We start from the raw sequence: 25,259 nt of genomic DNA on the forward strand, positions 1-25,259 counted from the left end.
GTATGGATAAGGTGGAAATTTTTACCGACGGCGCGTGCAAGGGCAATCCTGGCCTGGGCGGCTGGGGCGCATTGCTGGTGGCGGACGGCGCCGAGAAGGAAATCTGCGGTGGCGCGCGCGACACCACCAACAACCGCATGGAATTGCAGGCGGTGATCGAAGCGTTGAGCGCGCTCAAGCGCCCGTGCACGGTGGTGCTGCACACCGACAGCCAGTATGTTCAAAAAGGCATCAGCGAATGGATCCACGGCTGGAAGGCGCGCGGCTGGAAGACCGCCGCCAGGGAGCCGGTCAAGAACGAGGACTTGTGGAAGGCGCTGGACGCCGCGCAAACGATGCACACGGTCGAATGGCGCTGGGTGCGCGGCCACAACGGCCACCCGGGCAACGAGCGCGCCGACATGCTGGCCAACCGCGGCGTCGAACTGGCGCGCGGCCGCTAGGCTGATGAGCCGCCTGTTATACTTCTCCGCTTGACCGTAGCAACCACAGAGTACTTATGCGCCAAATCGTTCTCGATACCGAAACCACCGGTATCAACCCCAAGCTGGGCAACCGCATCATCGAGATCGGCTGCGTCGAGCTGTACAACCGCATGCTGACCGGGAATAACTTCCACGTCTACATCAATCCGGAACGCGAATCGGAAGAGGGCGCGCTCAACGTCCACGGCCTGACCACCGAGTTCTTGCGCGACAAGCCGAAGTTCCACGAGATCGTCGAGCAGCTGCGCGAATACATCCAGGGCGCCGAAGTCATCATCCACAACGCGCCGTTCGACCTGGGGTTCTTGAACCACGAATTCCGCCTGCTCAAGCTGCCGGACTTCTCGACCCACATCGGCGGCGTCATCGACACGCTGGTGCACGCCAAGGAACTCCACCCGGGCAAACGCAACTCGCTCGACGCGCTGTGCGACCGCTACGGCGTATCGAACTCGCACCGCAAGCTGCACGGCGCGCTGCTCGACGCCGAACTGCTGGCCGACGTCTACCTGTCGATGACGCGCGGGCAGAACAGCCTGGGCATGGATGTGGAGGAGGAGGTCGTCGTCGGCGGCGCGCTGCTCGAACCGGTGCCGCTGGCCGACATCATCTTCCTGCCGGCCTCGGCGGACGAACTGGCCGCGCACGAGGCCACCTTGGCGGGACTGGACAAGGCCGTCAAAGGGCAGTGCATCTGGAACGCCACGCTGGCGCCGGCCGCTTGATCGGGAACATGGCCCCCAAGCTATGTTTGTCCGATAGACAATAAAAGCTGGAAAATTTATAATGAATTTGCTGCAACTTTGACATGCCGCATGCTGCGCTGTCCGGGTTGCCCTCCCAACCCTATCGGAGCAAATTCTTATGAAGAAATTTATCTCGGCCATCGCCTTGTCGGCACTTGCGTTCAGCTCGGCCTACGCGGCCGCCATCCCCGGTCTGTACAACACGGGCGCCGGCGCGCCGGGTTCGGTCGACCAGAATTACGCGCTGGTGGTGGCGGCGGGCGACACCAACAGCGATCGCGCCTATATCAGCCAGGATAGTCAAGTGCGCGGCGAATGGCTGGCCAACGATGCCACGTCGAAATGGATCACGCCGACCAACTTTGCCAGCGCCTCGCTCGACCCGACCACGGCGGGCGAGTACATCTACTCGCTGGCCTTCAACCTCACCGCCGAGCAAGCGGCCGGCGCCAGCTTCCAGGCACGTTACGCCGGCGATAACGAAGTTTCGGTCTACCTGAACGGCCGGCTTATCTCCGGCGCCTCCAGCTTCGGCTCGTGGACCGATTTTGGCGCCAACAGCGGTTTCCTGGCGGGCGGCAACGGCCTGCAATTCATCGTGACCAATTTCGCCCAGGCTGCCGGCAATCCGACGGGGTTGCGCGTCGAATTCCTCAACTCGTTCGTCCCGGGCGCGGTGCCCGAGCCGGAAACCTACGCCATGATGTTGGGCGGCCTGGCGCTGCTCGGCGTCGTCGCGCGCCGCAAGCAACGGGCTTGATTGCATAATTTTCGCATAGCCCCTTCCATTTTCGGGAGGATGTATGCGATAATTCGCCCCGCTTCGGGAGGTTAGCTCAGGGGTAGAGCACTGCATTCACACTGCAGGGGTCGCAAGTTCGAAACTTGCACTTCCCACCAAGAATACGTTTTAGATGAAGGGCTTACGAGAGATCGTAAGCCCTTTTTTGTTGTGCTCGAGAAAAGTGCGGAAAATAGTGGCGGCAGCTGGCGAATGGACGAGATCAAGCCCCTGACTTTTAGCGGTTTTTTTATTGACGAGCAGCTTGTTTTGACAGTAATCATCCTGCCAAGATCGCGCGCGCGCGGCGTCGTCCGTTTGTTCGAGAAGCGCCAGTAGTTCGGCGACGATGATTGAGACAGATTAAACGAGACGCGGGGGGCGGGGGCCTAGGATGATCGGACGCGCTTCCCCGGTGTCGTGCGCATGGGCCGGTTCCGGCTCCGGCGGCGCCATCGGCGGCGCATCCGATTCATTCAATAGGGAGAATGCGATGTTAACCGATAGTGAAATCAGGAAGGACGTCGAGAACGAGCTGGCGTGGGACGCCGACATCGCCGCGCGCGACATCGGCGTGGCGGTCAGGGACAAGATCGTCACGCTCAGCGGCTTTGTCCGCAGCTATGCGCAGAAGGTGGCCGCCGAGCGCGCGGCGCAGCGGGTCGTCGGCGTGGCCGGCGTCGCCGACGAGATCGAGGTGCGCCTGCCCGGCGAGGGCCGGCTCGACGCCGACATCGCGCGCGAGGCCGTCTCCGCGCTCAAAGTCCAGCTGCCGCATTCGGCCGACGCGATCCAGGTGGTGGTCGACGGCGGCGTGCTCAAGCTCGAAGGCGAGGTCGAATGGAATTACCAGCGCGAGCGCGCCGAGCAGGCGGTGCGGCGCGTCCGCGGGGTGCGCCAGGTGTCCAACCAGATCAGGCTGCGCCCGAGCGTGGCCACGGCCGACGTCCAGCGCAAGATCGTGGCCGCCTTCCACCGCAACGCGGCGGTGGATGCCGAACGCCTGCGGGTCGAGGCCAGCGGCGCCACGGTGACGTTGCACGGCAGCGTGCGCTCCTGGGGTGAGCGCCAGGCGGCGGAACGGGCGGCCTGGCTGGCGCCCGGTGTCGCCCATGTCAACAACCTCATCAGCATCGACCCGGCGCTGCCGCGGTGACGGCGTCGCGCCCGGCCCCGGCGCTCGTTCAGGCGCCGGCCGCCGGCGCGCCGCCGGCCGTGGCCTCGGCCCAGTCCAGTATGGCCCGCAACCGGGGCGGCAGCAGCGCGCGCGCGCCGGCGTAGGGCAGCCAGCGGAACGCATGGTGCTCGGCGCGGCCGAGTTGCGGATTGGCGCGCAGGCGCACGGTGTCGCTGGCCGCTGCCGCCAGGTAAAAGCGCGCCACCTTGCCGCGGCCGTAAGGCGGCGTTTCACGGAACGCGCGCCCCCACGGGTAGCTCAGCGCGGCCAGCGAGGTTTCCTCGCGCACCTCGCGGCGGGCGGCGTGCCAGGCGCTTTCCCCCGGTTCGACCTCGCCTTTGGGGAAATCCCAGTAACGGTAACTGCGCAGCAGCAGATACCTGGGGCCGGCCGGCCCGAGGTGGCGGATGACCATGCCGGCGGACAGTATGGGGTGTTTCATCGGTGGCTGGGGCCTCCTGTATCCCGGTTTGAGCCGGCCGCGGCGCCATGGTTCCGCCGGGGAACAGCCCGGCGGCGATGCGTGGCGCGCTTTGATCTGGATCAAGGCCGGCGCCGGGCGCAAGGCGCTAGCATGGTTCGCACGGCGCGTATGGCCGACAGCGGGCGAACCTGGAGGGAATATGGGGAATATGGCGGGCACGGCAGGCGATAGGGCGGCGGCGCGCGGGCGCATGCGGGCCATGGTGCTCGAGCCCGGCGCCGGCGCGCGGTTGTGCGCGCGCGAGCGCCTGGTGCCGCGCCCGCATGGCCACGACGTGCTGCTGCGGGTGAGCGCCTGCGGCGTCTGCCGCACCGACCTGCACCTGCTGGACGGCGAGCTGGCGCCGCGGCGGGCGGCGTTGGTCCCCGGCCACGAGATCGTCGGCGTCGTGTGCGCGCTCGGCAGCCGGGCGGCGCAATGGCGGGTCGGCCAGCGGGTCGGCGTGCCGTGGCTGGCGCACAGTTGCGGCGCGTGCGCGTTTTGCCGGAGCGGCCGCGAAAACCTGTGCGACCGCGCCCGCTTCACCGGCCTGGACCGCGACGGCGGCTACGCCGACTACGTGGTGGCCGACGCCCGCTATTGCCTGCCGTTGCCGGCGCGCTACGACGACGTCCACGCCGCGCCGCTGCTGTGCGCCGGCCTGATCGGGTACCGCGCCTACGCGATGACCGGCGCGGCGCGCCGGCTCGGCTTGTACGGTTTCGGCGCCGCCGCCCATATCGTCGCGCAACTGGCCGTGGCCCAGGGGCGCGAGGTGTACGCCTTCACGCGGCCCGGCGACGCGCGCTCGCAGCGGTTCGCGCGCGCGCTCGGCGCCGTCTGGGCCGGAGCGTCGGACGGGCCGGCGCCGGTGCCGCTGGACGCGGCCATCCTGTTCGCCGCCGACGGCGCCCTGGTACCGTCGGCGCTGGCCGCCTGCGCCAAGGGCGCGACGGTGGTGTGCGCCGGCATCCACATGAGCGAGCTGCCGGCCATGCCGTACGCGCTGCTGTGGGGCGAACGCTGCCTGCGCTCGGTGGCCAACCTGACGCGCGCCGACGGCGCCGCCTTCATGCGGCTGGCCGAACGGATCGATCTGCGCACCGCGCCGGTGGTCTACCCGCTGGCGCGCGCCAACGACGCGCTGGCCGATCTGCGGGCCGGCGCCTTCGACGGCGCGGCGGTGCTGGTGCCGCCGCCATGCTGAGCGGCGGGGCGCCGGTGGCGCGCCAGCGGCGCATGGTCGCCGCGCTGGCGGAGCGGCTGCGCGGCGAGCTGGTCGAAACCCATATCTCGTGGGTGTTGCTGGCGGGCGAACACGCCTATAAATTCAAGAAGGCGCTGCGCAACAGCTGGCTGGACTACGGCGACGCCGCCGCGCGGCGCCGCTGTTGCGAGGAGGAGTTGCGCCTCAACGGGCGGCTGGCGCCGGGCCTGTATCTGGGGCTGGCGACGGTGACCGGCGACGCGCGCCGGCCGCGGCTCGACGGCGCCGGCGTCGCGCTCGACTACGCGGTGCACATGCGGCGCTTCGACCAGCGGGCGCTGTGGACGTCGCGCCTGGCCGACGGCGTGCTCGGCGCGGACGAGGCGCGGCGCTTCGGCGCGGCGCTGGCCGACTTCCACGCCGGCGCGGCGCGCGCGCCCGCCGGCGCGCCGTGGGGCGGGGCGGCGGCCATCGGCGCGCGCAGCGGCGCCGATCTGGCCGAGCTCGGCGCGCTGTTGGCGCCGGCGTCGCCGGCGCGCGCCACGCTGGCGGCGTTGGCCGCCTGGCTCGACGCCGCGCGGCGCCGGCTGGCCGGACGCTTCGCGCGCCGCCGCGCCGGCGGCTGGGTGCGCGAATGCCACGGCGACCTCCACTGCGGCAACATCGTGACCCTGGCGGACCGGGTGCTGGCGTTCGACGGCATCGAATTCAACCCCGCCCTGCGCTGGACCGACGTGCAGCAGGACCTGGCCTTCGTCTGCATGGATCTGCAGTGCCATGGCCGCGACGACCTGGCGGCGCGGCTGCTGGACGCCTATTTGCAGCGCGGCGGCGATTACGACGGTGCCGTGCTGCTGCCCTATTACCGCTGCCAGCGGGCGCTGGTGCGCGCCAAGGTGGCGCTGCTGCGCGGCGGGCAGGCCGAGGCGCAGCGCTATCTGGCGTGGGCGCTGCGCGCCACCGTGCCGGCGCCGCCGCTGCTGGTGGCCACCCGCGGCCTGGCCGGCAGCGGCAAGTCGACCTTGTGCGACAGCCTGGTCGAGCCGCTGGCGGCCGTCCGGGTGCGCTCCGACGTCGAGCGCAAGCGCCGGCACGGACTGGCCCCCGGCGAGCGCGCCGGCGCCGCGCCCGGCGCCGGCCTCTACACCGAGCGGGCCGACCGGTTGACCTACGGCTGGCTGCTGCGGCTGGCGTGCCGGGTCGCGGCGGCGGGCGCGCCGGTGCTGCTGGACGCCGGCTTCCCGCGGCGCTGGCAGCGCCGGCGGCTGTGGCGGTTGGCGCGGCTGCTGCGGGCCCGCTGGCTGCTGCTCGACGTGCGCGCCGCGCCGGCGACCTTGGCGGCGCGCCTGGCCGCGCGCGCCGGCGATCCGGCCGAGCCGTCCGACGCCGGCGTCGAACTGCTGGCGTATCAGCGCCGCATGCGCCAGCCGCTGCTGCCCGGCGAGCGGGCCCACGCGCTCGCCGGCGACGCCGGCGCCGGCTGGAACGTGGCGCGGGCCGTGGCGCTGGCGGCGGCGATCCGCGCCAGGACGGCGGGGCCGGCGTGACGGCCGCGATGGGCGCGCCGGCGCCCGATCAGCCCGGACTGAGCGCGGCCGAGGCGGCCGCGCGCCTGGCCGCCGACGGACCCAACGAGCTGCCGGCCTCGCGCCCGCTGGGCATGTGGCGCTTGCTGGTCGAGGTGGTGTCCGAGCCGATGTTTTTGCTGCTGGGCGCGTGCGGCGCGATCTACCTGCTGCTCGGCGACCGCGGCGAGGCGTTGTTGCTGCTCGCCTTCGTGGTGGTGGTCGTCGTCATGACGTTCGTCCAGAAGCGGCGCGCCGAGCACTCGCTCAGCGCCTTGCGGGTCTTGTCCTCGCCGCGCGCGCTGGTGGTACGCGGCGGCCGCCAGCAGCGCATCGCCGGCCGCGAATTGGCGCGCGGCGACATCGTGCTGCTGGCCGAGGGCGACCGCGTGCCGGCCGATATCGAGCTGCTCACGGCGTCCAACCTGACGGTCGACGAATCGATGCTGACCGGCGAGTCCGCGCCGGTCGCCAAGCAGCCGGCGGGCGAGGGCGGCGGCGCCGGCGCGGGCCGGGTGTATGCGGGCACGCTGGTCACCAACGGCACGGCCTCGGGCCGGGTGGCGGCGACCGGCCCGCGCAGCGCGCTGGGCCGGATCGGCGCGTCGCTGTCGGCGCTGGGCGGCGGGCCGACGCCGATCCAGCGCGAGACGGGCCGGGTGGTGCGGCAAGTGGCCGTCGGCGGCCTGGGCCTGGCGGCGGGCCTGGGACTGGTCCATTGGTGGCTGCGCGGCGACTGGCTGCGCGCCCTGCTGGCCGGGCTGACCCTGGCGATGGCGGTGTTGCCCGAGGAATTGCCGGTGGTGCTGACCTTGTTCCTCGGCCTGGGCGCGTGGCGGCTGGCGCGGCGCCAGGTGCTCGCGCGCAGCATCCCGGCCGTCGAGTTGCTGGGCGCGACCAGCGTGCTGTGCGTGGACAAGACCGGCACGCTGACGGCGAACCGGATGGAGGTGGCCCGGCTGTGGTCCGAGCGCGCGCGCCATGACGGCGCCGACCTGCCGTTGCCGCCGGCGCTGCACGCGTTGCTGGAGTACGCGGTGCTGGCCAGCCACCGGCTGGCGTTCGATCCGATGGAGGCGGCCATCGGCCGGGCCGGCGCCGGTTGGCTGGCCGGCAGCGGGCGGCTGCACGCCGACTGGCGCCTGGTCGACGACTACCCGTTGTCGCGCCGGCTGCTGGCGATGTCGCGCGTCTGGCAGGCGCCGCGTGGCGACGGCTATCTGATCGCGGCCAAGGGCGCGCCGGAGGCCATCGTCGACCTGTGCCACCTGGACGCCGCGCGCGCGGACGCCATCGCGGCGCAGGTCGCGGCCATGGCGCGGGACGGCCTGCGCGTGATCGGCGTGGCCAGCGCCGCCTTCGCCAGCGCGCTGCTGCCGGCCGACCAGCACGCGTTCGATTTCGTCTTCCTCGGCTTGCTCGCGTTGGCCGATCCGCTGCGGCCCGAGGTGCCGGCCGCCGTGGCCGAGGCGCACGCGGCCGGCATCCGGGTGGTGATGATCACCGGCGACCATCCGGCCACGGCGCTGGCGATCGCGCGCCAGGCCGGCATCGCCGCCGACGGCTGCCTGACCGGCGAGGCGCTGCGCGGCCTGGACGATGGCGCGCTGGCGGCGCGCCTGGCCGGCACCAGCGTGTATTGCCGCATCGCGCCCGAACAGAAGCTGCGCCTGGTGCGGGCGTTCCGCGCACGCGGCGAGATCGTCGCCATGACCGGCGACGGCGTCAACGACGCGCCCGCGCTCAAGGCGGCCGACATCGGCGTGGCGATGGGCGCGCGCGGCACCGACGTCGCGCGCGAGGCGGCCGCGCTGGTGCTGCTGGCCGACGATTTTTCGTCGCTGCTGGACGCGGTCAGGCACGGACGGCGCCTGTACGCCAATCTGCGCAAGGCGCTGGTGTTCATCGTCGCCGTGCATGTGCCGATCGTCGGCCTGTCGGTGCTGCCGGTGCTGGCCGGCTGGCCCATGCTGCTCATGCCGGTGCACATCCTGTTCCTGCAGCTGATCATCGATCCGGCGTGCTCGATCGTGTTCGAGGCCGAGCCGCTCGAGGCCGACGCCATGCGCCGCCGCCCGCGCGACGCCGCCAGCCGCCTGTTCGACCGGGAAATCCTGCTGCGCGGGCTGGCGCAGGGCGGCGGCTTGCTGGTGCTGCTGACGATGCTGTACCTGCAGGTCCGTTGGCGCGGCGGCGCGCACGAACTGGCGCGCACGGCCGTCTTCGTGGCGTTGGTGGGCGCCAATGTGTGCCTGATCCACGCCAATCGCAGCTGGCGGGGCGCCTGGGAACGTCCCGTGTTCGCCAACCGCTACTTTGTATGGGGCGGCCTGGGCGTGTTGCTGTTGTTGCTGCTGGCGTTGGGCGTGGCGCCGCTGCGGGCGGTGTTCGGCCTGGTGCCGCCCGACCCCGGCGCGGCGCTCGGCGGCCTGGTGGTCGCGATGCTGAGCCTGGCGTGGTTCGAGACCGTCAAGCGGATCGCCGCCCGCCGCGCGGCGCGCGCGTGACGGCGGCGCCGGTGTCTTGGGCTAGTGGGAGATCAGCACCGGCAGCGTCATGTCGCGCAGCACCGTGCGGGTGGTGCCGCCCAGCAGCGTCTCGCGCAGGCGGCGGTGGCCGTAGCCGCCCATCACCAGCAGGTCGCAGCCGCGCGCGGCGGCCGCGCGCAGCAGCGCCGAGCCGGCGTCGGCGCGCGTCGATTCGGCCACCACGTCGACCCGCACGCCATGGCGCGACAGATACAGCGCCATGTCGTCGCCGGCCCGCGCGTCGTGCGGCGCCGGCCCGGCGTCGTCGTCGAGCGTCAGCAGCGTCACGCGTCCCGCCGGGCGCAGCAGCGGCAAGGCGTCGGTGAAGGCGCGCGCCGCGCGCGGACTGCCGTCCCAGGCCAGCAGCGGGTGGCGGCCCACCGGGCCGGAGCGGGTGCCCTGCGCCGGCACCAGCAGCAGCGGCCGGCCCGCGTGCAGCAGCAGCTCCGGCGGCAGCGGGCGGATGGCGCCGGGCGGCACGGCGCGGGCGTCGGCCTGGCCCAGCACCAGCAGGTCGGCATGGCGCGCGCTCAGCAGCAATGCGCTCTCGGGGTCGTCGTCGACCAGGTACAGCGAGCGGCGCTCGACGCCGGCCGCGGCGGCCCTGCGCTCGAACGACGCCAGCGCCGCCTGCGCCTGGCGGTGCCATTGTTCCCGTGCCGTCGCCAGCGGCGCCGGGGCGGCCGGGTCGCGCGGCCATTCGGCGTAGCGCGACACGCCGGTGGCGGCGACGCCGGTCAGGTGGGCGCCGGTGGCGCGCGCCACCTGCGCCGCCAGCGCGTAGCGCGCCGCGGCGCGGGGCGAGCGGTCGCAGTGGACGGCGATGGTGGCGTAGCCCATCTCGCGCTCCTCAGTGCGACAGCAGCACCGGCAGCGTCATCGCGGCGAGCACGGTGCGCGTGACGCCGCCGAGCACCATCTCGCGCCAGCGCAGGTGGCCGTAGGCGCCCATCACGAGCAAGTCGGCGCCGAGCTCCGCCGCAAGCGACAGCAGCGCCTCGCCGACGCCCTGGCCCGCCGGCGTGGCGCGCTCCAGCACCTCGGCGTTGACGTCGTGGCGCGCCAGAAACAGCGCGATGTCGGCGCCGGGCTGGGCGCCGTGCACGACGGATTGGCGGCCGGGATCGAACACGGCGACGGTGACGCGGGCGCTGCGCCGCAGCAGCGGCAGCGCGTCGGTGACGGCGCGCGTGGCCGGGCCGCTGCCGTCCCAGGCGACCAGCGCGTGGCGTTCCAGCCGCCGCTGGCTGCCGGCATGGGGAACGACCAGCACCGGCCGGCGGCCGAACAGCGCCAGGTGCACCGGCAGGCCCGGGCCCGCCAGCAGACCGTCTTGTCCGGGGGCGCTCTGGCTCAGCACCACCAGATCCGCATACCGGGCTTGCAGCACCAGCCCGGTCTGGGGTTCGTCGTCGGTCAGGCGGCTTTCATGGCGCAGCGCGGCGGCGCGCGCTTGCCGCTCGAAGTCCTCCAGCGCCACCGTGGCGTCCTGCCTGGTCCGATCGATTTCTTCCTGCAGCAGGGCGGCGGCAAGCATGATATCGCCGCCGCGGCAGTACTTCGTGATCAGCCCGGTCGTCGCGGCGCCGACCAGGTGGGCATCGTGCTGCGATGCGATTTGGGTGGCCACGGCGACGCGTTCGGGCGCCGTCGGCGCGCCGTCGACATGGACCAGTATGGTTTTGTAGGACATGGCCAACTCCGATGAGGGGCGACAACCCGCCGCGCCCAGTCTTCGATGGTAGAAAAACCGATCGATGCGGGCCTTGCGCCAGATCAAAGCGACGTTGGGATTGCCGGCGAAGGCGCGGCGTTCAACAGCCTTCGGACGGGCTCGACGCATCCAATGCGGCGCCGCCGTGCCGCGGCGCGTCCGGCGCGGCCAGCCAGGCGTGGAACTGCGCGGCCGGCAGTGGCCGCCCATACCAGTATCCCTGGCCCAGGTCGCATCCCATGTGGCGCAGCAGCGCGTGCTGGCCGGCGCCCTCGACGCCCTCGGCGACCACCGCCAGCTGCAGGCTGTGGGCCATCGCGACGGCGGCGCGGACGATGGCCGCGTGTTCGGGATTGTCGCACACGCCCAGCACCAGCGAGCGGTCGATCTTCATCTCGTGCGGCCTGAAGTGGCTAAGATAGCTGAGCGATGAGTAACCGGTGCCGAAGTCGTCGATCGAGATGCGCACGCCCAGCGCCTTGAGCTCGCGCAGGATGTCGCGGTTGTGTTGATTGTCGCCGAGCAGCATTTGTTCGGTGATTTCCAGGCATAGCCGGTGCGGCGGCAGTGCCGAGGACGCCAGCGCCCGGGCGATGAGCGGCATCAGGTGGTTGTGCCGGAACTGCGCCGGCGACACGTTGATGGCCAGTTGCGGGCCGCCGCCCGGCCAGCCCGCCGCCGCCGCGCAGGCGGTGTCGACGACCCAGGCGCCCAGCGGTGCGCCGAGGCCGATGTCCTCGGCCAGCGGCAGGAATTCGTCCGGTCCCAGCAGGCCCAGTTCCGGATGGTTCCAGCGCAGCAGCGCCTCGGCCGCGTGCGGCGCCAGCGAGTCGAGCGCGACGATCGGCTGGAAATACAGCTCGAATTCCTGGCGCTCGAGGGCGCGGCGCAGGTCGGCGCCCAGGCGCAGCCGCCGCTCCATGCCGCGCGTCATGTCGTGGTGGTAGAACTGGATGTTGCCGCGGCCCTCGGCCTTGGCCTGGTACATCGCGCTGTCGGCGTAGCGCAGCAGGCTGCGGGCGTCGTCGGCGTGGTCGGGGTAGAGGCTGGCGCCCAGGCTGATGCCCACCCGCAGCTCGTGGCCGCCCATGTGCACCGGCTTCAGGCATTCCTGCTGCATCTTGGCGGCCACGTGGACGACGTCGTTCAGGGCCTGGATTTCCGGCAGCAGCACGACGAATTCGTCACCGCCGAGCCGGCCGACCATGTCCGAGCCGCGCATCGCGCCGCGCAGGCGCTGGGCGACCACCCGCAGCAGGTCGTCGCCGGCCTCGTGGCCGAGGCTGTCGTTGACATGCTTGAAATAGTCGATATCGAGGAACACCACGGCCAGCCGCTGGCGGTGGCGGCGCGCCAGCGCGATCTGGCGTTCCAGTTCCTCGCTGATGGCGGCGCGGTTGGGCAGGCCGGTCAGCGGGTCGTGGTGGGCCAGCCGCGCCAACCGTTGTTCGGCCCGCTTGCGCTCAGTGATGTCGTGCAACTGGAACAGCAGCGTGCCGGCGTCGGACGGCTGCCGCATCAGCGACACGCTCACCAGCGCCCACACCTCGGCGTCGCCGACCGCCAGGCGCTGCTCGAACTGGACGCTGGCGGTGCGCCCGTCGCGCAGCGTGCGCAGCAGCGGCGCCGCCGTGGCTTCGCCGGCGCTGAAGTCGTCGAGCCGGCGCCCGGCCAGTTGCGCCGGCTCGGCGCGCAGCAGGCGGCACAGCGCGTTGTTGACCTGCAGGAAGCTGCCGTCCGGCGCCGCCAGCGCCATGCCGCCGGGCGCCAGGTCGAAGGCGTTGCGGAAGCGCTCCTCGCTTTGGCGCAGCTGCTGGGCCGCCGCCTCGCGCGGGCGCGTGTCGCGCAGCACCATGACCGCGCCCAGCAGCTTGCCCTGGGCGTTGTGGATCGGGGCGGCGGAGTCTTCGACGGGCTGCGGCGCGCCGTCGCGCAGCAGCAACAGCGGCGTCGGCAATGGCGACGGCGGCTGGCCCGCCAGCAGGCGCCGCAGCGGCGAGGGCAGCGCCGCGCCGGCGGCGTCCTGCAGCCGCACGACAGTGTCGATGTCGTGGCCGCGCACCGCCGCCAGCGTCTGCCCCAGCAGCCGTTCGGCGGCCGGATTGAGAAAGCGCAGGCGCGCGGCGGCGTCGGTGACGATCACGCCGTCGGCCACCCCGCGCAGGGTGGCGTCGTACCATTGCAGGGCGTCGCGCGCCTGGCTGTCGTCGCGGGCCTTGGCCAGCACCACCTCGATTTGCGCATACAGCTCGCGGATATCGACCGGCGTGGCCAGGTAGGCGTAGGGATGGGCCCGCAAAGCGCTGCCGACGGCGCCGGGCGCGGTGTCGGCGCTGAGGAACAGCACCGGGATTCCCAGCCGCCGGTCGATCGCCTCGGCCGCGTCGATGGCGCCGGTCTCGCCTGGCAAGGCGGTGTTGAGCAAGATCAGGTCCGGGCGCGATGCCTCGGCGGCGGCGATGGCGGCGGCGCCCGTGTCGACGCGGCCGCAGACCCTGTAGCCCAGCGAAGCGAGCTGGCCGCACAGGTGCGCGGCGACCTGCCGGTCGTGCTCCGCCAGCAGGATGGTGCGCGGCCCGCCGCCCGCCGCCGATACGTTGTCTGCCGCCGCCATAGCTCCTCGCTGGTCTGGAATGGTCATCGCCCGCCCGCCGGGCGCCGGCGCCGCCGGTGCGGAGCCGTCCCCTTGAGGTTGGACCGCCGCCGTGCCGGGGGATTCCCTCGCGGGTGGCTTTTCGCGCCACGGCGTGGCCGCGCCTGGTTGCCGCCGGCCCGGCGGCGCGCGCCACTTTGATCTGGCGCAGGAAACCCGCGTGGGCGGACGCCTATAGTGGTCAGCTTACCCACGACTTTTGAGGAGAAACGCCATGATGACGAGCAATTTGTCCCGGTTCAACCCCGTTGCCGCCCTATCGCTGTTCGAGCCGCTGCGCGCGCTGGACGATCTGATGCGCGACAGCGGCATGGAGTGGTTCTGGCCGGCCACCGCGGGGTCCGGCGGCATCCGCCTGGATGTGCGCGAAACCGATCAGGCCTTTGACGTGGAGGCCGAGCTACCCGGGTTGAAGAAGGACGACATCAAGGTGGCCATCGATGGCCGCCAGGTGTCGCTCAGCGCGCAGGCCGCGGCGGAACAACAGCAGCAACGCGACGGCATGTTGTGGCGCGAACGCCACGCCGGCCAATGGTACCGCAGTTTCACGCTCCCGCACGAGGTCGACGAAAGCCAGGCCCAGGCGCGCTATGAGGACGGCGTGCTGCGCCTGACGCTGCCCAAAAAGGCCGGCGCCGGCGGCACCCGGCTGGCGATCCAATAGCGCCAGCGGAGCAGCCGCCATGCACACCCCACAACTACCGGGCACGCGGCGCCGCGCGTGGACCCGTCCCCATCCCTGGCGCGACCTGGCCGAGGCGTGGCGCGGGGCGCGCTTCCGGCATCTGGTGCGCCGGTTGAACGAACAGATACGGATCGACCTGAGCGAGACGCCGCAGGCCTACACCGTGCTGGCCGCGCTGCCCGGCGCCCACCAGGGCGATATCACGGTCGCGCTTGAAGGCAACGTGGTGCGCATCAGCAGCGCCGCGCGCGCCGAACACGCGCAGCACGACACGGCCAGCGTGCTGCGGCGCGAGCGCTATGTCGGCCGGCGCGAGCGCACCTTGACGCTGCCGCAGGCGATCGACGCGGGGCAGGCGAGCGCCGAATACCGTCATGGCATTTTGAAGTTGGTGTTGCCGAAGGCGGGCGCGCCGCGCGGCACGCTGGTGCCGGTGCGCTAGCCGTGGCCCGGTATCTCGACAGTCGCGTGATGGATCTGCCGCGCCACCGGCGCCGGCAGTCTGCGCCCGCCGGCCTGGTTTTGGCTGGCGCTGCCGGTCGTCATGCTGCTGTTGTACGCCATGCTTGGCGCACGCGGCGCCCAGCCGCTGCCGTACAGTGATTTCAAGCGCCTGCTGTACGCCGGCAACGTCAGCGAGGTGACCATCGCCGACGACGCGATCAGCGGGACGCTCAAAGCCAACGGACTTGAGCAGGTGCTGCGGCACGAGACGCTGGGCCGGCTCCAATGCACCAACGGCCAACCGTGTCGCTTCAGCACGATCCGTGTCGCCGACCCGGCCCTGGAGGCGGACCTGGAGGCGTCCGGCGCGCGCTTCGCGGGGCAGGCGACAAGCGACTGGCTGCCGACCTTGCTGTCATGGATCGTGCCGCTGGCCTTTCTGCTGTGGATGTCAGGCATGGTCGCCAAAAAATCGGGCATGCCGGCCGGATTGGTGTTCGATGTCGGCAAAAGCAAAGCGCGCGTCTACGTTGCCAGGATACCGGCGTGACATTCAACGACGTGGCCGGCATCGACGAGGCCAAGGACGAATTGGTGGAGGTGGTCGCTTTTCTCAAGGATCCGCAGCGCTACCGTCGATTGGGCGGCAAGATCCCGAAGGGCGTGTTGCTCGTCGGCCCGCCCGGCACCGGCAAGACGCTGCTGGCCAAGGCGCTCGCCGGCGAGGCGGGCGTGCCGTCTTTCTCGATCAGCGGGTCGGAATTCGTCGAGATGTTCGTCGGCGTGGGTGCGGCGCGGGTGCGCGATCTGTTCACCCAGGCGCAAGAAATGGCGCCGTGCATCATTTTCATCGACGAGCTCGATGCGCTGGGCAGGGCGCGCGGCGTCGCCGGGGTCGCCGGTGGCGGCTACACCGAGCAGGAGCAAACCCTCAACCAGTTGCTCGTCGAGATGGACGGATTCGATACGAACAAGGGCGTGCTGATCCTGGCCGCGACCAATCGCCCCGAAATTCTCGATCCCGCGTTACTCAGACCGGGGCGCTTCGACCGCCACATCGCGCTCGACCGGCCGGATTTGAAGGGACGCGAGAAGATCCTCGCGGTCCACGCCAGGCAGGTCAAGTTGTCGGCGGACGTCGATCTGGCCGTGGTTGCCGCGCGCACCGCGGGCTTCGCCGGCGCCGACCTCGCCAATCTCATCAACGACGCGGCGTTGTTGGCGGGACGGAGTGCGCCACCAAGATCTCGATCATCCCGCGCGGCATCGCCGCGCTCGGCTATACGCAGCAGCTCCCCACCGAGGACCGCTATCTTCTGAAGAAAGCGGAATTGCTGGACCGGTTGGACGTCCTCCTGGGCGGACGCGTGGCCGAGGAACTGGCGTTTGGCGACGTGTCGACGGGCGCGCAGAACGATCTGCAACTGGCGACCGACATGGCGCGGCACATGGTGACCCAGTGCGGCATGAGCGAGCGGCTCGGCCTGGCCACGTTCGAACAGGCGCCCGCCGTGTGGACGTCTCCCCCGTCCGCGCCGGATAAAAAAGGCTATAGTGAGCGCACGGCGCGGGCCATCGGCGCCGAGATCGCCGCGCTGCTGGGCGCCGCGCACGCGCGCGTGACCGCCACACTGACCGCGAAGCGGCAGTTGCTCGATGCCCTCGCACAAGTATTACTGGACAAGGAAACCGTTGACCGGGTGGCGCTCGATGCGTTGCTGGGTCAACGCGACACGGCGCCGGTGCGGCCGGCGGCGGACCAGCGATAGAAGCGTTGTTTGATCAGCTCGACCGTGATGAGATAGACCAGTACCGTCGCGCCCAGCATGAAATAAAAACGCGCGGGCGGCGGCACCAGGCCGAAATAGCCGCCCACCGGCGTGAATGGCATGAGCACGGCGATGGCCACGACCGCCAGCGAGGTCGCCGTCAGCAAGGGGTGCGGATGGCTGTTCAGCGGATTGCCGCGGGTGCGGATGACAAAGATGACCAGCACCTGCGTGCAGAGCGACTCGACGAACCAACCGGTTTGAAACAGCCTTTCGTCGGCGTGCAAGACCACCAGCATGATGTAGAAGGTGAGGAAATCGAACACGGAACTGACCGCGCCGATCACGAGCATGAAGTTGCGCACGAAATGCAGGTCGAGCGCGCGCGGCAGGCCGACTTCCCCGTGATCGACCTGGTCCAGCGGGATTGGCACTTCCGAGATGTCGTACAAGAGGTTGTTGAGCAGTATTTGCGCCGGCAACATCGGCAGGAAAGGCAGGAACAGCGACGCGCCGGCCATGCTGAACATGTTGCCGAAGTTGGAGCTGGTGCCCATCATGATGTATTTCATGATGTTGCCGAAGGTGCGGCGCCCCTCCAGCACGGCCGCGTGAAGCACGTTCAAGTCCGGTTCGAGCAAGATCATGTCGGCCGCCTCCTTGGCCAGGTCGGCCGCCGAATCGACCGACAAGCCGACGTCGGCCGAATGCAGCGACGGCGCGTCGTTGACGCCGTCGCCCAGGTAGCCCACCACATGGCCGCGCGCCTTGAGCGCCAGGATGACGCGGTTCTTTTCGGCGGGATTGATGCGGCAGAACAGGTTGGCGGTGGCCACCCGCACGCGCAGCGCGTGGTCTTCCATGCGCGCGATTTCCCCGCCGGTCAGCATGCCCCGCACCGGTATCCCCAATTGGGCGCACACGTGGCGCGTGACCAGTTCGCTGTCGCCCGTGACGACCTTGATCGCCACGCCGAGCCGCGCGAGCGCCTCCAGCGCCGGGGCGGCGCTGGCCTTGGGCGGATCGAGGAAGCAGGCAAAACCGGCCAGCACCAGTTCCGTTTCATCGCCGACCATGGCGTGCGCGCGCTCGGGCGCGACCTGGCGCCAGGCGATGCCGAGCACCCGCAGGCCGTCCGTTTCGAGCGCATGGTACTGTGCCCGGATGGCGGCCAAGGCGGCTTCGTCGATGGCGCGCTCGTCGCCGGCGCCGTTCGCTTCGTAACGGGCGCACAGGCCGACGATGTCGTCGGGCGCGCCTTTGACCACCAGCCAGCGGGTGGCGCCGTTGTCGATCAAAACGGAGACGCGCCGGCGCTCGAAATCGAATGGTACCTCGTCGATTTTTTTCCAGGAGCCCATGTCGATGTGCTGGTGGCCGAGGATGGCGTCATCGAGCGGGCTTTTCAGCCCGGTTTCAAAAAAACTGTTGAAGTACGCCAGTTCCAGCACGCGTTCGCTGGGCCGGCCCAGCGCGTCGATGTGCCGTTCCATCTCGATCTTCGCCTCGGTCAGCGTGCCGGTCTTGTCGGTGCACAGCACGTCCATCGAGCCCAGGTCCTGGACCGCCGTCAGCCGCTTGACGATCACGTGCTGTTTTGCCATGCGCAGCGCGCCGCGCGCCAGCGTGACCGAGACCACCATGGGCAACAATTCCGGCGTCAGGCCGACAGCGAGCGCCACCGCGAACAGGAACGATTCGAGCCAGGGCTTGTGGAACAACGTGTTGACCAGCAGGACGAACAGCACCATCAGGACCGTCAGTCGCATGATCAGCATGCCGAAGCGGCGGGTGCCGGTCTCGAACGACGTCGGCGGGGACTGCGCCGAGATGCTGTCGGCGATGCCGCCGATGGCGCTGTCGGGGCCGGTCTTGAGCGCCAGGATCCGCGCGCTGCCGCTGATGACCGAGGTGCCCATGAATACCGCGTTGGTCGCCTGCGCGATGTCGGTGGCGGTGGCGGGCGGCGTGTCCGGGCGCTTTTCGACGGGATACGATTCCCCGGTCAGCAGGGCCTGCTTGACGAAAAAATCGCGTGCCTCGAGTACGCGCCCGTCGGCCGGAACCATGTCTCCGGCCGCCAGCAGGACGACGTCGCCGGGGACGACGTGGGCCGCCGGGATCGTCGATGCCTTGCCATCGCGCATCACCAGGGCCCGCAGCGACACCGAAAGACGTAATTTCTCCGCGGCCGCGTTCGCTCGATACTCTTGAACGAAGTCCAAGCTGACACTCAACAGGACGATGACGCTAAGGATGGCGAAGTTGGTGTACTCCCTGGTCATGGCCGACACCGCACTGGCGCCGAGGAGGATGAGGACGAGGGGATTCTTGAAGCGGGCGAGATAGCGCACTATGAGCGGCCGGTGCTTCCGTTGTCGCACCAGGTTGGGGCCGTACCGGGCGAGCCGGGCCTTGGCCTCGCCTTCCGTCAGGCCGTCGGCGTCGCGCGCGCACAGGGCCGCTTCGGCCGGTCGCGGTGCCAGCCACCACGGCCCGGAAAGGGGATCTATCGGCATGCCGGCACCCTTGCCGCTGGCGCTAAACGCCGACCGGGAACGTCTCCGGCGCCTCGCCCAGCTTCCAGGGACTGGTCAACTCCAGCGGTTCGAGCGCGCGCGTGGTGTCGAAATGCAGTATCGCGTCGAACTGTTGCGACAGGTGGGCATGGAAATAATGGCTTTGCCGCTCCGTCTCCGGACGGTAGATGACGCCAATGGCGCGTTCGAGTGCCTGTTTCCACAGCGCCCGGCTGGTTTCCGTATCGTCGCGCAAGGGCAGCATGAAGCGCGGGATGCCGGTGTGGTGGAACAGCGATTCATACGCGCCCGGGAGGGCGGGGCGCGCCCGCTTGCGCTCGGCCGGCGCGTCCCAGTCGGATGCGGCGGTGACGGTGCCTTCGTAGGTTGTCAGGCCGATCAGGAATGCCTGTTCGCGGTAGCGCTCCCGCGCCAACTGGCCGAGGGTCCATTCGCCGCAGCGTCCCGCCTCGGTGGCGCGCGCGTCGCCCACATGCGAGTTGTGTGCCCAGACGACGATCTTGGCGGGCAGGTCCCGCGCCGGCGCGCGCAGGTGCGAGGCGAGCGCCTCGAGCGTGCCGGCCATGTGATGGTCGCGCAGGTTCCACGAAGAGACATGAGCGCTGAACATGGTGCGGTAGTAGCGTTCCGCGTTCATGAGACGCGCCTTGTCGATCAGTTCGATGAGCGCGTCGTAGTCGTCGCCGGCGCCGGTCAGCACATGGGCCGACGCCGCGACCGAACCGATTAATGCGGGAGGCCAGGCATGGCTTGTCATGGTCAAACTCCTTGTGATGTGGGATGGCGGGGACGGCGCGCGCTTCGCCTGGAAGCCGGCCGGGGGATCGGCCAGGGCGAGCACGCCATCCGGATCGACGGCGCCACATCGTATCTTGACCGCTTGTTGCGTTGTCGAAGGCATGGTTTTCTCCTGCGCCTAGGACGTCTGGCCGTCCGGGTTCCGCGTGGCCTCGCGCCGGGCCATGCGCAGCAGCCGCGTCACTTCCTCGTCGCTGGTCTGCCCGAAGTCGTCATACCATTGGCCGACCGAATAGAGCGGCTGCGGCGTACGCAGACATATCAACGCGTCGACCTCGGGAGCCAGTTCTGCGCAGGTATCATTTGCCGCGACCGGCACGGCGACGATAATTTTCGCCGCGTGCGCGCGGCGCGCCAGCCGGACCGCCAATTGCATGGTCGAACCCGTGGCAATGCCATCGTCGACCAGGATTACGACCTTGTCTTGCAACTGCGCGACCGGCCGGCCGGCACGGTACAGCGCCTCGCGCCGCGCGATCTCGAGCCGTTCATGCTCGACGAGCGCTTCGATCGCCTCGGCTGGCACGCCGAACATGGCGATCTCACCGGTCTTTAGCAGGCATGGTCCCTCGGCCGCGACAGCGCCGATCGCGTACTCGGGATGGCCCGGCAACCCAAGTTTGCGCACTGATATGATGTCGAGCGGAACCTCAAGTGCCCGGGCGACTGCGAAGCCGAGCGGCACGCCGCCACGTGGAAGGGCCAGTACGATGACATCGGGCCGCCGGGCGTACGCACCCAATCGCCGCGCGAGCAAACTACCGGCCTGAAAGCGATTTCTGAACAGCTTTTTCATGGGCATGCCGTTGTCTCAAGTCGCGCGTTCCACGATGTGTCTCCGGGATGGCATCGAACCGCTTGCCCTGTGGCCAGAAGACGTAGGCGAGGGTAGGCTGGGGCGGGGCGTTCATCGGCGCGCAAAGGTTGGACCGGCGCCACCGGCAATCGTGCGGCGCAACCTGTCGCCTATGGGCGGCGCCACCACCGTCGATTGGCGCCAGCACACGCGATTGAGGCATATCAAACTTGGTCCTTTCGACAGACCTAAGCTGGCAGGCATTGAGCGATGGAGCGTGCCCGTGGTCGTCGGCCTCCTTTGAGCGAAAGAATATACAGGGCGCAGGCGTACACCTCACACGTCCCCATCAATTTTCAAGGGTACGGTTCTCGTGCCCGCCGCTACCAACGAAGGTACCCATCCATGAAAACGCTATCCATACAGATGTCCGTGGTGCAGAACTGTTCAGTTTCCGAATGTGTCTACAACGCGGCCAACGGTTGCCATGCCAAGGCCATTACCATCGGCGACATGGGCAACCCAGCCTGCGACACCGCTCTTTGCCTGTCGGTTCCGGCCGCAGGGTGGGGCGCCACCGACTCCCGCCCGGCGGCCGGCGTCGGTGCCTGCAAGGTCGATACTTGCAGGCACAACCAAGACTACGAATGCACGGCCGAGGAGATTTCCGTCGGCCACAGGCTCGCTCTTGTCCATTGCCTGACGTACGCGGCCCGCTGAAAAAATACACTTTTGCTTGATCTGGATCTGGTTCGGTGCCGCATGCCTGATCCTGGCGCGCCCGGCACGCAGCGCCGCCAAGGCGTCGGGTCGACCGGCAGGCAGAAGCTTGCCGTCGCGGCCGACAATTTCCATGTCATTTTTCTTCAGATAAGCGGGGTCGCGCGCCAGTTGCGGAATGATCTCGTTTCGCTCAATACTGCTGGGAACATTCCAATAGGGCTGGAAGTCCAGGTAGCGCATCTGGGTGACAAACACCGGGGTTGGCGTGCCCGCCGCCTTGCCGACAATGACGCGCATTTCCAGCGCCGGGCTGATGGCCTGGGCGGCGATGTCGAATGCCCACAGCCTGAAGGCCGGCAGGTTCACCACGACGAGCCGGCCCGGCCGGAGGGCAGGCAGCCAGCGCAGGCGCTCGAGGGTCAGCCCGAGCTGGCGAACCCGGGGCGCGAGGGGCACGGCCAAGGCCTGCATGGTGGCCGGTCCGAGTTCACCATCTTCCACCAAGCCATGGCGTGACTGGAAACGTTTGACGGCTTCCGCGAGCCCGGCCGAATATTGCTGTGCGTTGCCACCGTCGACGCCGGGAACCAGGTCTCCCAGCAGGTTGCGTGAGTTCTTCAACGCGGTAGTGGGCGGGGGATAATCCATGCTCGGGCGCGCTGCGCAGCAACGCCAACGCCCGCTCCGCCTGCCGTCGTTCGGCGCCCAGCCAGATGGTTTCGTTTCCCGCCGCCTCATACAGCCGACGCACCAACGCGGCGTTGGCAGGGCGTGTCGCTATTTCCTCCGATATCGGCCCGACGGTCGCCGTCATCGGGCTTGGCTGCGTTGGATCGGCGGTTTTTGCCCGCATATCCGCGGTGATGGTTAGCTGCAGCAGCAAGCCGCAAACAACGCTGGATAGATTCGGCATGAATTGACCGGGTGGCCCATTGATATGGCAGCCGCCGGAAGCGGCGCAGCTTCCCTCAACCGCATGATACGTTGACACCTTGGTCACCGATGATGGGTTGGACTGGCACACCCGGTACGAGTTCAATCGATCATCGGCAGCGGTGGCAGGAGCTGCCCATCTTATAGTGGGGACTTCGTTCCGGCTCAGCTGTTCATCAGCGTTTCCAACAGTCGAAGCCCGTCGGGCCAGTCGCCAAGCCCGCTGGCCGCGTTGAGATGTCCGCGCGGTCCAACTTCGACCAGTTTGCTTCCCCACGCGGTTGCGCAAGCGCGCGTATGGTCGATGCCGCCATACGGATCGTCGCTGCTGGCCACGACGACGGTGCGAAAGGGCAGTGTCTGCATGGGCAAGGGCGCGAATCCGGTCGTGGCGGCATGGGGAAATGCCGCGGCGGCCGGATCGGGCACGGCCACCAGCAACGCGCCGCGTATCCTTCCCGTGTGCCGCGCAGCCCAATGCGCCACCGCCAAACAGCCGAGGCTGTGCGCCACGAGGATGGTCTCCCCGCCGATCTCCACCAGCTGCCGCTCCATCGCCGCCACCCAGTCATCGCAGACCACGCGGTCCCAGTCCCCGACCGCAAGGCGCCGCCAATCGGGATGCGCCACCTGCCACCTGCTCTGCCAGTGCGACGCACCGGAGTTGCCGATACCTGGAACAACAAAAACGGGATAGTCCATCTGTCAAATCTCCATCAGTGAATGAGGACACCAGTGTAAAAGGCAACGGATTCTGGCAAAATCACAATTCAAATGAATTAATGGCCAGGGACGCTCGAAATGAAGGAAATAGCAGGCGCTGACAAATGAAAGAAAAGCGGATCGTGTTGGATAGGCTCGACTGGCGCATCCTGGAGACATTACAGTGCAACGCCCGCGTCACCAATACCGAATTGGGTAAGCGGATCGGGCTTTCGCAGCCGGCGGTCACGGCGCGTATCAGGCGGCTGGAGGAGCATGGTGTCATCGAAGGCTATGCGGCGCGCGTGAACCCCGGTCTGGTTGGCCGTGGCATCGCGGCGATCGTGCGCATCCGTACGACGCACGCCGAGATCAAACGTTGTCTGAGCGCGTTCGCGGCGATGCCGGAGATCGTCGAGGCGCATCGGATCACCGGCGAAGATTGTTTTTTCGTTCGGATTCTGGTCGAAGAGATGAGCCAACTTGAAGCCGCCGTCGACGCGCTCGCCAAGTTCGGACCCGTGACCACCTCGGTGGTGCTGGCGAGCTATCCGCCTAAGCCTATCCGCGGGCCGGAGACGTGACTGTCGGACCGGGGTGGCCTATGCCGCGCCCGACCACGCCAATATGGAGACGGTTGGTTCGATGGCGACACGCGCCGGCCGGGCACGCACAGCTACCTCAACACGATGCGGAACACGGAACCGCCACCATCGCCGCGCTGGTAGCTGGCGCGCCCGCCGTGCGCCTGCGCGATGGCCCGCACCACCGCCAGACCCAGGCCGCTGCCGCCGCTGGCGCGCGCGCGCGAGTCGTTGCCGCGCTGGAAGGCCTCAAACACGTGCGCCGCCAGGTCGTCCTTCAGCCCGGGGCCGTCGTCCTCGACGGCAAGGTGCAGCGCGCCATTGTCGACCCGCGCCTCGACCAGCACGCGGCCCGGCACGGCGTAGCGGCGGGCGTTGTCCAGCAAGGCGAGCAGCACCTGCCGCACGCGCGTGATGTCGCACACGACATCGACATCGTCCAGCCGCAGTTCGAGCGCCAGGCCGGCCTGGCGCAGTCCCGGGCCCATCAACTCGGCCAGCTCGCGGATCTCGTCGGCGATCGGCGCCGAAGCCAGGCGCATGGTCAGGTGGCCGCCGTCGGCCAGGCTGAGCGTGCGCAAGTCGTCGATCAGCCGCGACAGGCCCTCGACCTGTCCCAGCAGGCTGCGAAATTGCGCCTCGTCGGGCGCGAACACGCCTTCGGCCAGGCCTTGCAGGCGTCCGCGCAGGATCGTCACCGGCGTGCGCAGTTCGTGGGCGATGGCGGCGTTCCACGTGACCAGTTCGTGCGCGGTGCGCTCGAGCCGTTCGGCCATCGAATTGAAGTCGTCGACCAGCGCGGCCGTCTCGCCGAGCGAACGGTCGCCGGCGACGGCGCGCGCGTGCAGCTCGCCGCGCGCCACGCGGCGTACGCTGTCGGCCACCGAGTTCAGCGGCGTGAGCAAGCGCCGGGACAGCCTTCTGGCCGCCACCACGGCCACCGCCATGGCCGCCAACACCAACAGGCCCATGAAGACCCACTCGGGCCAGGTGGGAATCAGGTTTTCCGGCGGCGGCAAGCCCGATTCCGGATAGAACATGATCCACAGCGTGTAGAAAGCGTACAGGCTCACCATCACCACCAACGCCATGCCGACCCCCACGGCGCCCATCGACCACAGGATCTGGCGGCTCAAGCCGGGTTCGCGCATCACGTCGGCTCCACCATGCGGTAGCCGACCCCGCGCAGGCTGAACGGCATGCCGGCGACGCCCGCCTCCTCCAACTTGCGGCGCAATTTGCTGATGTGACTGTCGACGGTGCGCTCCAGCGCGTCGCCTTCCGGCAGGCAGCTGGCCAGCAGCTCGGCGCGGCTGACCACCCGCCGCGGCGTGCGCGCCAGGTAGACGGCCAGGCGGAACTCGGTCAAGGTCAGCGGCAGCGGCGTGCTGGCGCCATCGGCGACGACACGCGCCTGATGGGTGTCGAGGTCGATCTCCAGCGGGCCGCAGCGCAGCATGCCGGCGTTGCCGCCGTTGCCGTGGCCGCCGGCGCGCGCGCGCCGCAGCACCGCGCGCACCCGCGCCACCACCTCGGCCGGGTTGAAGGGCTTGACCACGTAGTCGTCGGCGCCAACACGCAGGGCCAGCAGCTTGTCGAGGTCCTGGTCGTGCGCGGTCAGCATGATGACCGGCGTGTCGCCGCGCCGGCGCAGCTCGGCCAGCACCTGCCAGCCGTCGGGCTCGGGGATCTTCACATCGAGCAGCACCAGGTCCGGCTTGAGCGCCAGATGCTGGCGCAGTCCCTCGCGGCCGTCGCCGGCGCCAACGCCGCGCAGGCCGTCGCGCGCCAGGTAGGCGCGGATGATGTCGACGATCTCCGGTTCGTCTTCGATGATCAGTACCAGGCCGTCGTTCAGACGTGCCGGGGCGGGAGCGGGTGGGTTGGGCATCGGCCGTAATAACAGTGCGTGAAAGATGGGGGTGAAAGCGGGCAATTTACCGGATTCGCGGCGGTCTTGCGAGCC

The 25,259-nt window shown here is 69.5% G+C and carries 22 protein-coding genes, 1 tRNA gene and 2 pseudogenes; 13 read left to right on the plus strand and 12 right to left on the minus strand.

Features of this window, described 5'->3' with window-relative positions; all coding sequences use genetic code 11:
* The first annotated feature begins 2 nt into the window (after window positions 1–2).
* From rnhA to JOD97_RS00400, 5 genes are all read left to right on the plus strand, one after another.
* Window positions 3–443: a ribonuclease HI gene (rnhA, locus tag JOD97_RS00380; protein WP_209712670.1), complete on the plus strand. Its 441-nt coding sequence runs from the start codon at window positions 3–5 to the stop codon at window positions 441–443.
* A 56-nt stretch (window positions 444–499) separates the two neighbouring features.
* Complete coding sequence (gene dnaQ, locus JOD97_RS00385; protein WP_209712671.1) at window positions 500–1,210, plus strand: DNA polymerase III subunit epsilon; 711 nt, start codon at window positions 500–502, stop codon at window positions 1,208–1,210.
* A 139-nt stretch (window positions 1,211–1,349) separates the two neighbouring features.
* A complete protein-coding gene (locus JOD97_RS00390) occupies window positions 1,350–1,991 on the plus strand; it encodes a PEP-CTERM sorting domain-containing protein (RefSeq protein WP_209712672.1) in 642 nt (213 codons plus the stop codon).
* 65 nt (window positions 1,992–2,056) lie between these two features.
* Window positions 2,057–2,131 (plus strand) — tRNA-Val (locus tag JOD97_RS00395).
* A gap of 374 nt (window positions 2,132–2,505) precedes the next feature.
* Complete coding sequence (locus JOD97_RS00400; protein ID WP_209712673.1) at window positions 2,506–3,168, plus strand: BON domain-containing protein; 663 nt, start codon at window positions 2,506–2,508, stop codon at window positions 3,166–3,168.
* A gap of 28 nt (window positions 3,169–3,196) precedes the next feature.
* On the opposite strand, the gene JOD97_RS00405 is transcribed toward JOD97_RS00400, so the two are convergent.
* Window positions 3,197–3,631, minus strand: a complete 435-nt coding sequence (locus tag JOD97_RS00405; protein ID WP_229264125.1) for an NUDIX domain-containing protein — start codon at window positions 3,629–3,631, stop codon at window positions 3,197–3,199.
* Window positions 3,632–3,863: 232 nt separating this feature from the next.
* On the opposite strand from JOD97_RS00405, the gene JOD97_RS00410 reads away from it, so the two are divergent.
* Genes JOD97_RS00410 through JOD97_RS00420 form a run of 3 tightly spaced genes read left to right on the plus strand, consistent with a single transcriptional unit; the run spans window position 3,864 to window position 8,931 of the window.
* Window positions 3,864–4,859 carry a zinc-dependent alcohol dehydrogenase family protein gene (locus tag JOD97_RS00410; protein ID WP_209716955.1) on the plus strand — a complete coding sequence of 332 codons (996 nt, stop codon included), beginning with the start codon at window positions 3,864–3,866 and terminating at the stop codon, window positions 4,857–4,859.
* Window positions 4,853–6,406, plus strand: a complete 1,554-nt coding sequence (locus JOD97_RS00415; RefSeq protein WP_209712674.1) for a bifunctional aminoglycoside phosphotransferase/ATP-binding protein — start codon at window positions 4,853–4,855, stop codon at window positions 6,404–6,406. The genes JOD97_RS00410 and JOD97_RS00415 overlap by 7 nt, the downstream gene beginning before the upstream one ends.
* A gap of 8 nt (window positions 6,407–6,414) precedes the next feature.
* Window positions 6,415–8,931 carry a cation-translocating P-type ATPase gene (locus tag JOD97_RS00420; RefSeq protein WP_209716959.1) on the plus strand — a complete coding sequence of 839 codons (2,517 nt, stop codon included), beginning with the start codon at window positions 6,415–6,417 and terminating at the stop codon, window positions 8,929–8,931.
* A 21-nt stretch (window positions 8,932–8,952) separates the two neighbouring features.
* Here the strand turns inward: JOD97_RS00420 and JOD97_RS00425 are convergent, their stop codons facing one another.
* From JOD97_RS00425 to JOD97_RS00435, 3 genes are all read right to left on the minus strand, one after another.
* Window positions 8,953–9,792, minus strand: a complete 840-nt coding sequence (locus tag JOD97_RS00425; RefSeq protein WP_209712675.1) for a universal stress protein — start codon at window positions 9,790–9,792, stop codon at window positions 8,953–8,955.
* A 10-nt stretch (window positions 9,793–9,802) separates the two neighbouring features.
* Window positions 9,803–10,645, minus strand: a complete 843-nt coding sequence (locus JOD97_RS00430; protein WP_209712676.1) for a universal stress protein — start codon at window positions 10,643–10,645, stop codon at window positions 9,803–9,805.
* Window positions 10,646–10,766: 121 nt separating this feature from the next.
* The gene (locus JOD97_RS00435) at window positions 10,767–13,280 is read right to left on the minus strand and encodes an EAL domain-containing protein (RefSeq protein ID WP_209712677.1); all 2,514 of its coding nucleotides are present in this window, start codon (window positions 13,278–13,280) and stop codon (window positions 10,767–10,769) included.
* A gap of 253 nt (window positions 13,281–13,533) precedes the next feature.
* On the opposite strand from JOD97_RS00435, the gene JOD97_RS00440 reads away from it, so the two are divergent.
* From JOD97_RS00440 to JOD97_RS00450, 3 genes and pseudogenes are all read left to right on the plus strand, one after another.
* Window positions 13,534–13,983, plus strand: a complete 450-nt coding sequence (locus tag JOD97_RS00440; RefSeq protein WP_229264126.1) for an Hsp20/alpha crystallin family protein — start codon at window positions 13,534–13,536, stop codon at window positions 13,981–13,983.
* Window positions 13,984–14,002: 19 nt separating this feature from the next.
* Window positions 14,003–14,446 (plus strand): Hsp20/alpha crystallin family protein, encoded by a 444-nt coding sequence (locus tag JOD97_RS00445; protein ID WP_209712678.1) that lies wholly within the window; start codon window positions 14,003–14,005, stop codon window positions 14,444–14,446.
* A 102-nt stretch (window positions 14,447–14,548) separates the two neighbouring features.
* Window positions 14,549–16,217, plus strand: a pseudogene (locus JOD97_RS00450) (ATP-dependent metallopeptidase FtsH/Yme1/Tma family protein).
* Here the strand turns inward: JOD97_RS00450 and mgtA are convergent.
* The 3 genes from mgtA to JOD97_RS00465 are packed head-to-tail and all read right to left on the minus strand — an operon-like array spanning window position 16,172 to window position 20,351.
* On the minus strand, window positions 16,172–18,736 hold the full coding sequence (mgtA, locus tag JOD97_RS00455) for a magnesium-translocating P-type ATPase (protein ID WP_209712679.1): 2,565 nt from the start codon (window positions 18,734–18,736) through the stop codon (window positions 16,172–16,174). The pseudogene JOD97_RS00450 and the gene mgtA sit on opposite strands and share 46 nt — an antisense overlap.
* Window positions 18,737–18,758: 22 nt before the next feature.
* A complete protein-coding gene (locus tag JOD97_RS00460; protein ID WP_209712680.1) occupies window positions 18,759–19,658 on the minus strand; it encodes an erythromycin esterase family protein in 900 nt (299 codons plus the stop codon).
* A 15-nt stretch (window positions 19,659–19,673) separates the two neighbouring features.
* Window positions 19,674–20,351 (minus strand): phosphoribosyltransferase, encoded by a 678-nt coding sequence (locus tag JOD97_RS00465; protein WP_209712681.1) that lies wholly within the window; start codon window positions 20,349–20,351, stop codon window positions 19,674–19,676.
* A gap of 426 nt (window positions 20,352–20,777) precedes the next feature.
* Here JOD97_RS00465 and JOD97_RS32460 point away from each other — a divergent pair, with 426 nt between their 5' ends.
* The gene (locus tag JOD97_RS32460) at window positions 20,778–21,071 is read left to right on the plus strand and encodes a DUF1540 domain-containing protein (RefSeq protein WP_229264287.1); all 294 of its coding nucleotides are present in this window, start codon (window positions 20,778–20,780) and stop codon (window positions 21,069–21,071) included.
* A gap of 96 nt (window positions 21,072–21,167) precedes the next feature.
* Here JOD97_RS32460 and JOD97_RS32465 read toward each other — a convergent pair.
* The 3 genes and pseudogenes from JOD97_RS32465 to JOD97_RS00475 all read right to left on the minus strand — a co-directional run.
* Window positions 21,168–21,677: pseudogene (locus JOD97_RS32465) on the minus strand (peptidoglycan-binding protein); the annotation flags it as partial.
* A complete protein-coding gene (locus JOD97_RS33200; RefSeq protein ID WP_373999762.1) occupies window positions 21,562–21,987 on the minus strand; it encodes a hypothetical protein in 426 nt (141 codons plus the stop codon). The gene JOD97_RS33200 and the pseudogene JOD97_RS32465, both read right to left, overlap by 116 nt.
* 185 nt (window positions 21,988–22,172) lie before the next feature.
* On the minus strand, window positions 22,173–22,709 hold the full coding sequence (locus tag JOD97_RS00475; protein WP_209712683.1) for an alpha/beta hydrolase: 537 nt from the start codon (window positions 22,707–22,709) through the stop codon (window positions 22,173–22,175).
* A 125-nt stretch (window positions 22,710–22,834) separates the two neighbouring features.
* Here JOD97_RS00475 and JOD97_RS00480 point away from each other — a divergent pair, with 125 nt between their 5' ends.
* A complete protein-coding gene (locus tag JOD97_RS00480; RefSeq protein WP_209712684.1) occupies window positions 22,835–23,293 on the plus strand; it encodes an Lrp/AsnC family transcriptional regulator in 459 nt (152 codons plus the stop codon).
* 92 nt (window positions 23,294–23,385) lie between these two features.
* On the opposite strand, the gene JOD97_RS00485 is transcribed toward JOD97_RS00480, so the two are convergent.
* Both JOD97_RS00485 and JOD97_RS00490 read right to left on the minus strand, forming a co-directional pair.
* A complete protein-coding gene (locus JOD97_RS00485) occupies window positions 23,386–24,444 on the minus strand; it encodes an ATP-binding protein (protein WP_209716963.1) in 1,059 nt (352 codons plus the stop codon).
* On the minus strand, window positions 24,444–25,184 hold the full coding sequence (locus JOD97_RS00490; protein ID WP_209712685.1) for a response regulator: 741 nt from the start codon (window positions 25,182–25,184) through the stop codon (window positions 24,444–24,446). Before JOD97_RS00490 ends, JOD97_RS00485 begins: the two co-directional genes overlap by 1 nt.
* Window positions 25,185–25,259: the final 75 nt, after the last annotated feature.

It is taken from the genome of Duganella sp. 1411, assembly GCF_017833525.1.
GTDB lineage: Bacteria > Pseudomonadota > Gammaproteobacteria > Burkholderiales > Burkholderiaceae_D > Rugamonas.

Coding starts and splice junctions, on each gene's coding strand:
- rnhA (WP_209712670.1), top strand. CDS start 3: ATGGATAAGGTGGAAATTTTTACCGACGGCGCGTGCAAGGGCAATCCT.
- dnaQ (WP_209712671.1), top strand. CDS start 500: ATGCGCCAAATCGTTCTCGATACCGAAACCACCGGTATCAACCCCAAG.
- JOD97_RS00390 (WP_209712672.1), top strand. CDS start 1,350: ATGAAGAAATTTATCTCGGCCATCGCCTTGTCGGCACTTGCGTTCAGC.
- JOD97_RS00400 (WP_209712673.1), top strand. CDS start 2,506: ATGTTAACCGATAGTGAAATCAGGAAGGACGTCGAGAACGAGCTGGCG.
- JOD97_RS00405 (WP_229264125.1), bottom strand. CDS start 3,631: ATGAAACACCCCATACTGTCCGCCGGCATGGTCATCCGCCACCTCGGG.
- JOD97_RS00410 (WP_209716955.1), top strand. CDS start 3,864: ATGCGGGCCATGGTGCTCGAGCCCGGCGCCGGCGCGCGGTTGTGCGCG.
- JOD97_RS00415 (WP_209712674.1), top strand. CDS start 4,853: ATGCTGAGCGGCGGGGCGCCGGTGGCGCGCCAGCGGCGCATGGTCGCC.
- JOD97_RS00420 (WP_209716959.1), top strand. CDS start 6,415: ATGGGCGCGCCGGCGCCCGATCAGCCCGGACTGAGCGCGGCCGAGGCG.
- JOD97_RS00425 (WP_209712675.1), bottom strand. CDS start 9,792: ATGGGCTACGCCACCATCGCCGTCCACTGCGACCGCTCGCCCCGCGCC.
- JOD97_RS00430 (WP_209712676.1), bottom strand. CDS start 10,645: ATGTCCTACAAAACCATACTGGTCCATGTCGACGGCGCGCCGACGGCG.
- JOD97_RS00435 (WP_209712677.1), bottom strand. CDS start 13,280: ATGGCGGCGGCAGACAACGTATCGGCGGCGGGCGGCGGGCCGCGCACC.
- JOD97_RS00440 (WP_229264126.1), top strand. CDS start 13,534: ATGATGACGAGCAATTTGTCCCGGTTCAACCCCGTTGCCGCCCTATCG.
- JOD97_RS00445 (WP_209712678.1), top strand. CDS start 14,003: ATGCACACCCCACAACTACCGGGCACGCGGCGCCGCGCGTGGACCCGT.
- mgtA (WP_209712679.1), bottom strand. CDS start 18,736: ATGCCGATAGATCCCCTTTCCGGGCCGTGGTGGCTGGCACCGCGACCG.
- JOD97_RS00460 (WP_209712680.1), bottom strand. CDS start 19,658: ATGCCTTCGACAACGCAACAAGCGGTCAAGATACGATGTGGCGCCGTC.
- JOD97_RS00465 (WP_209712681.1), bottom strand. CDS start 20,351: ATGAAAAAGCTGTTCAGAAATCGCTTTCAGGCCGGTAGTTTGCTCGCG.
- JOD97_RS32460 (WP_229264287.1), top strand. CDS start 20,778: ATGTCCGTGGTGCAGAACTGTTCAGTTTCCGAATGTGTCTACAACGCG.
- JOD97_RS33200 (WP_373999762.1), bottom strand. CDS start 21,987: ATGCCGAATCTATCCAGCGTTGTTTGCGGCTTGCTGCTGCAGCTAACC.
- JOD97_RS00475 (WP_209712683.1), bottom strand. CDS start 22,709: ATGGACTATCCCGTTTTTGTTGTTCCAGGTATCGGCAACTCCGGTGCG.
- JOD97_RS00480 (WP_209712684.1), top strand. CDS start 22,835: ATGAAAGAAAAGCGGATCGTGTTGGATAGGCTCGACTGGCGCATCCTG.
- JOD97_RS00485 (WP_209716963.1), bottom strand. CDS start 24,444: ATGCGCGAACCCGGCTTGAGCCGCCAGATCCTGTGGTCGATGGGCGCC.
- JOD97_RS00490 (WP_209712685.1), bottom strand. CDS start 25,184: ATGCCCAACCCACCCGCTCCCGCCCCGGCACGTCTGAACGACGGCCTG.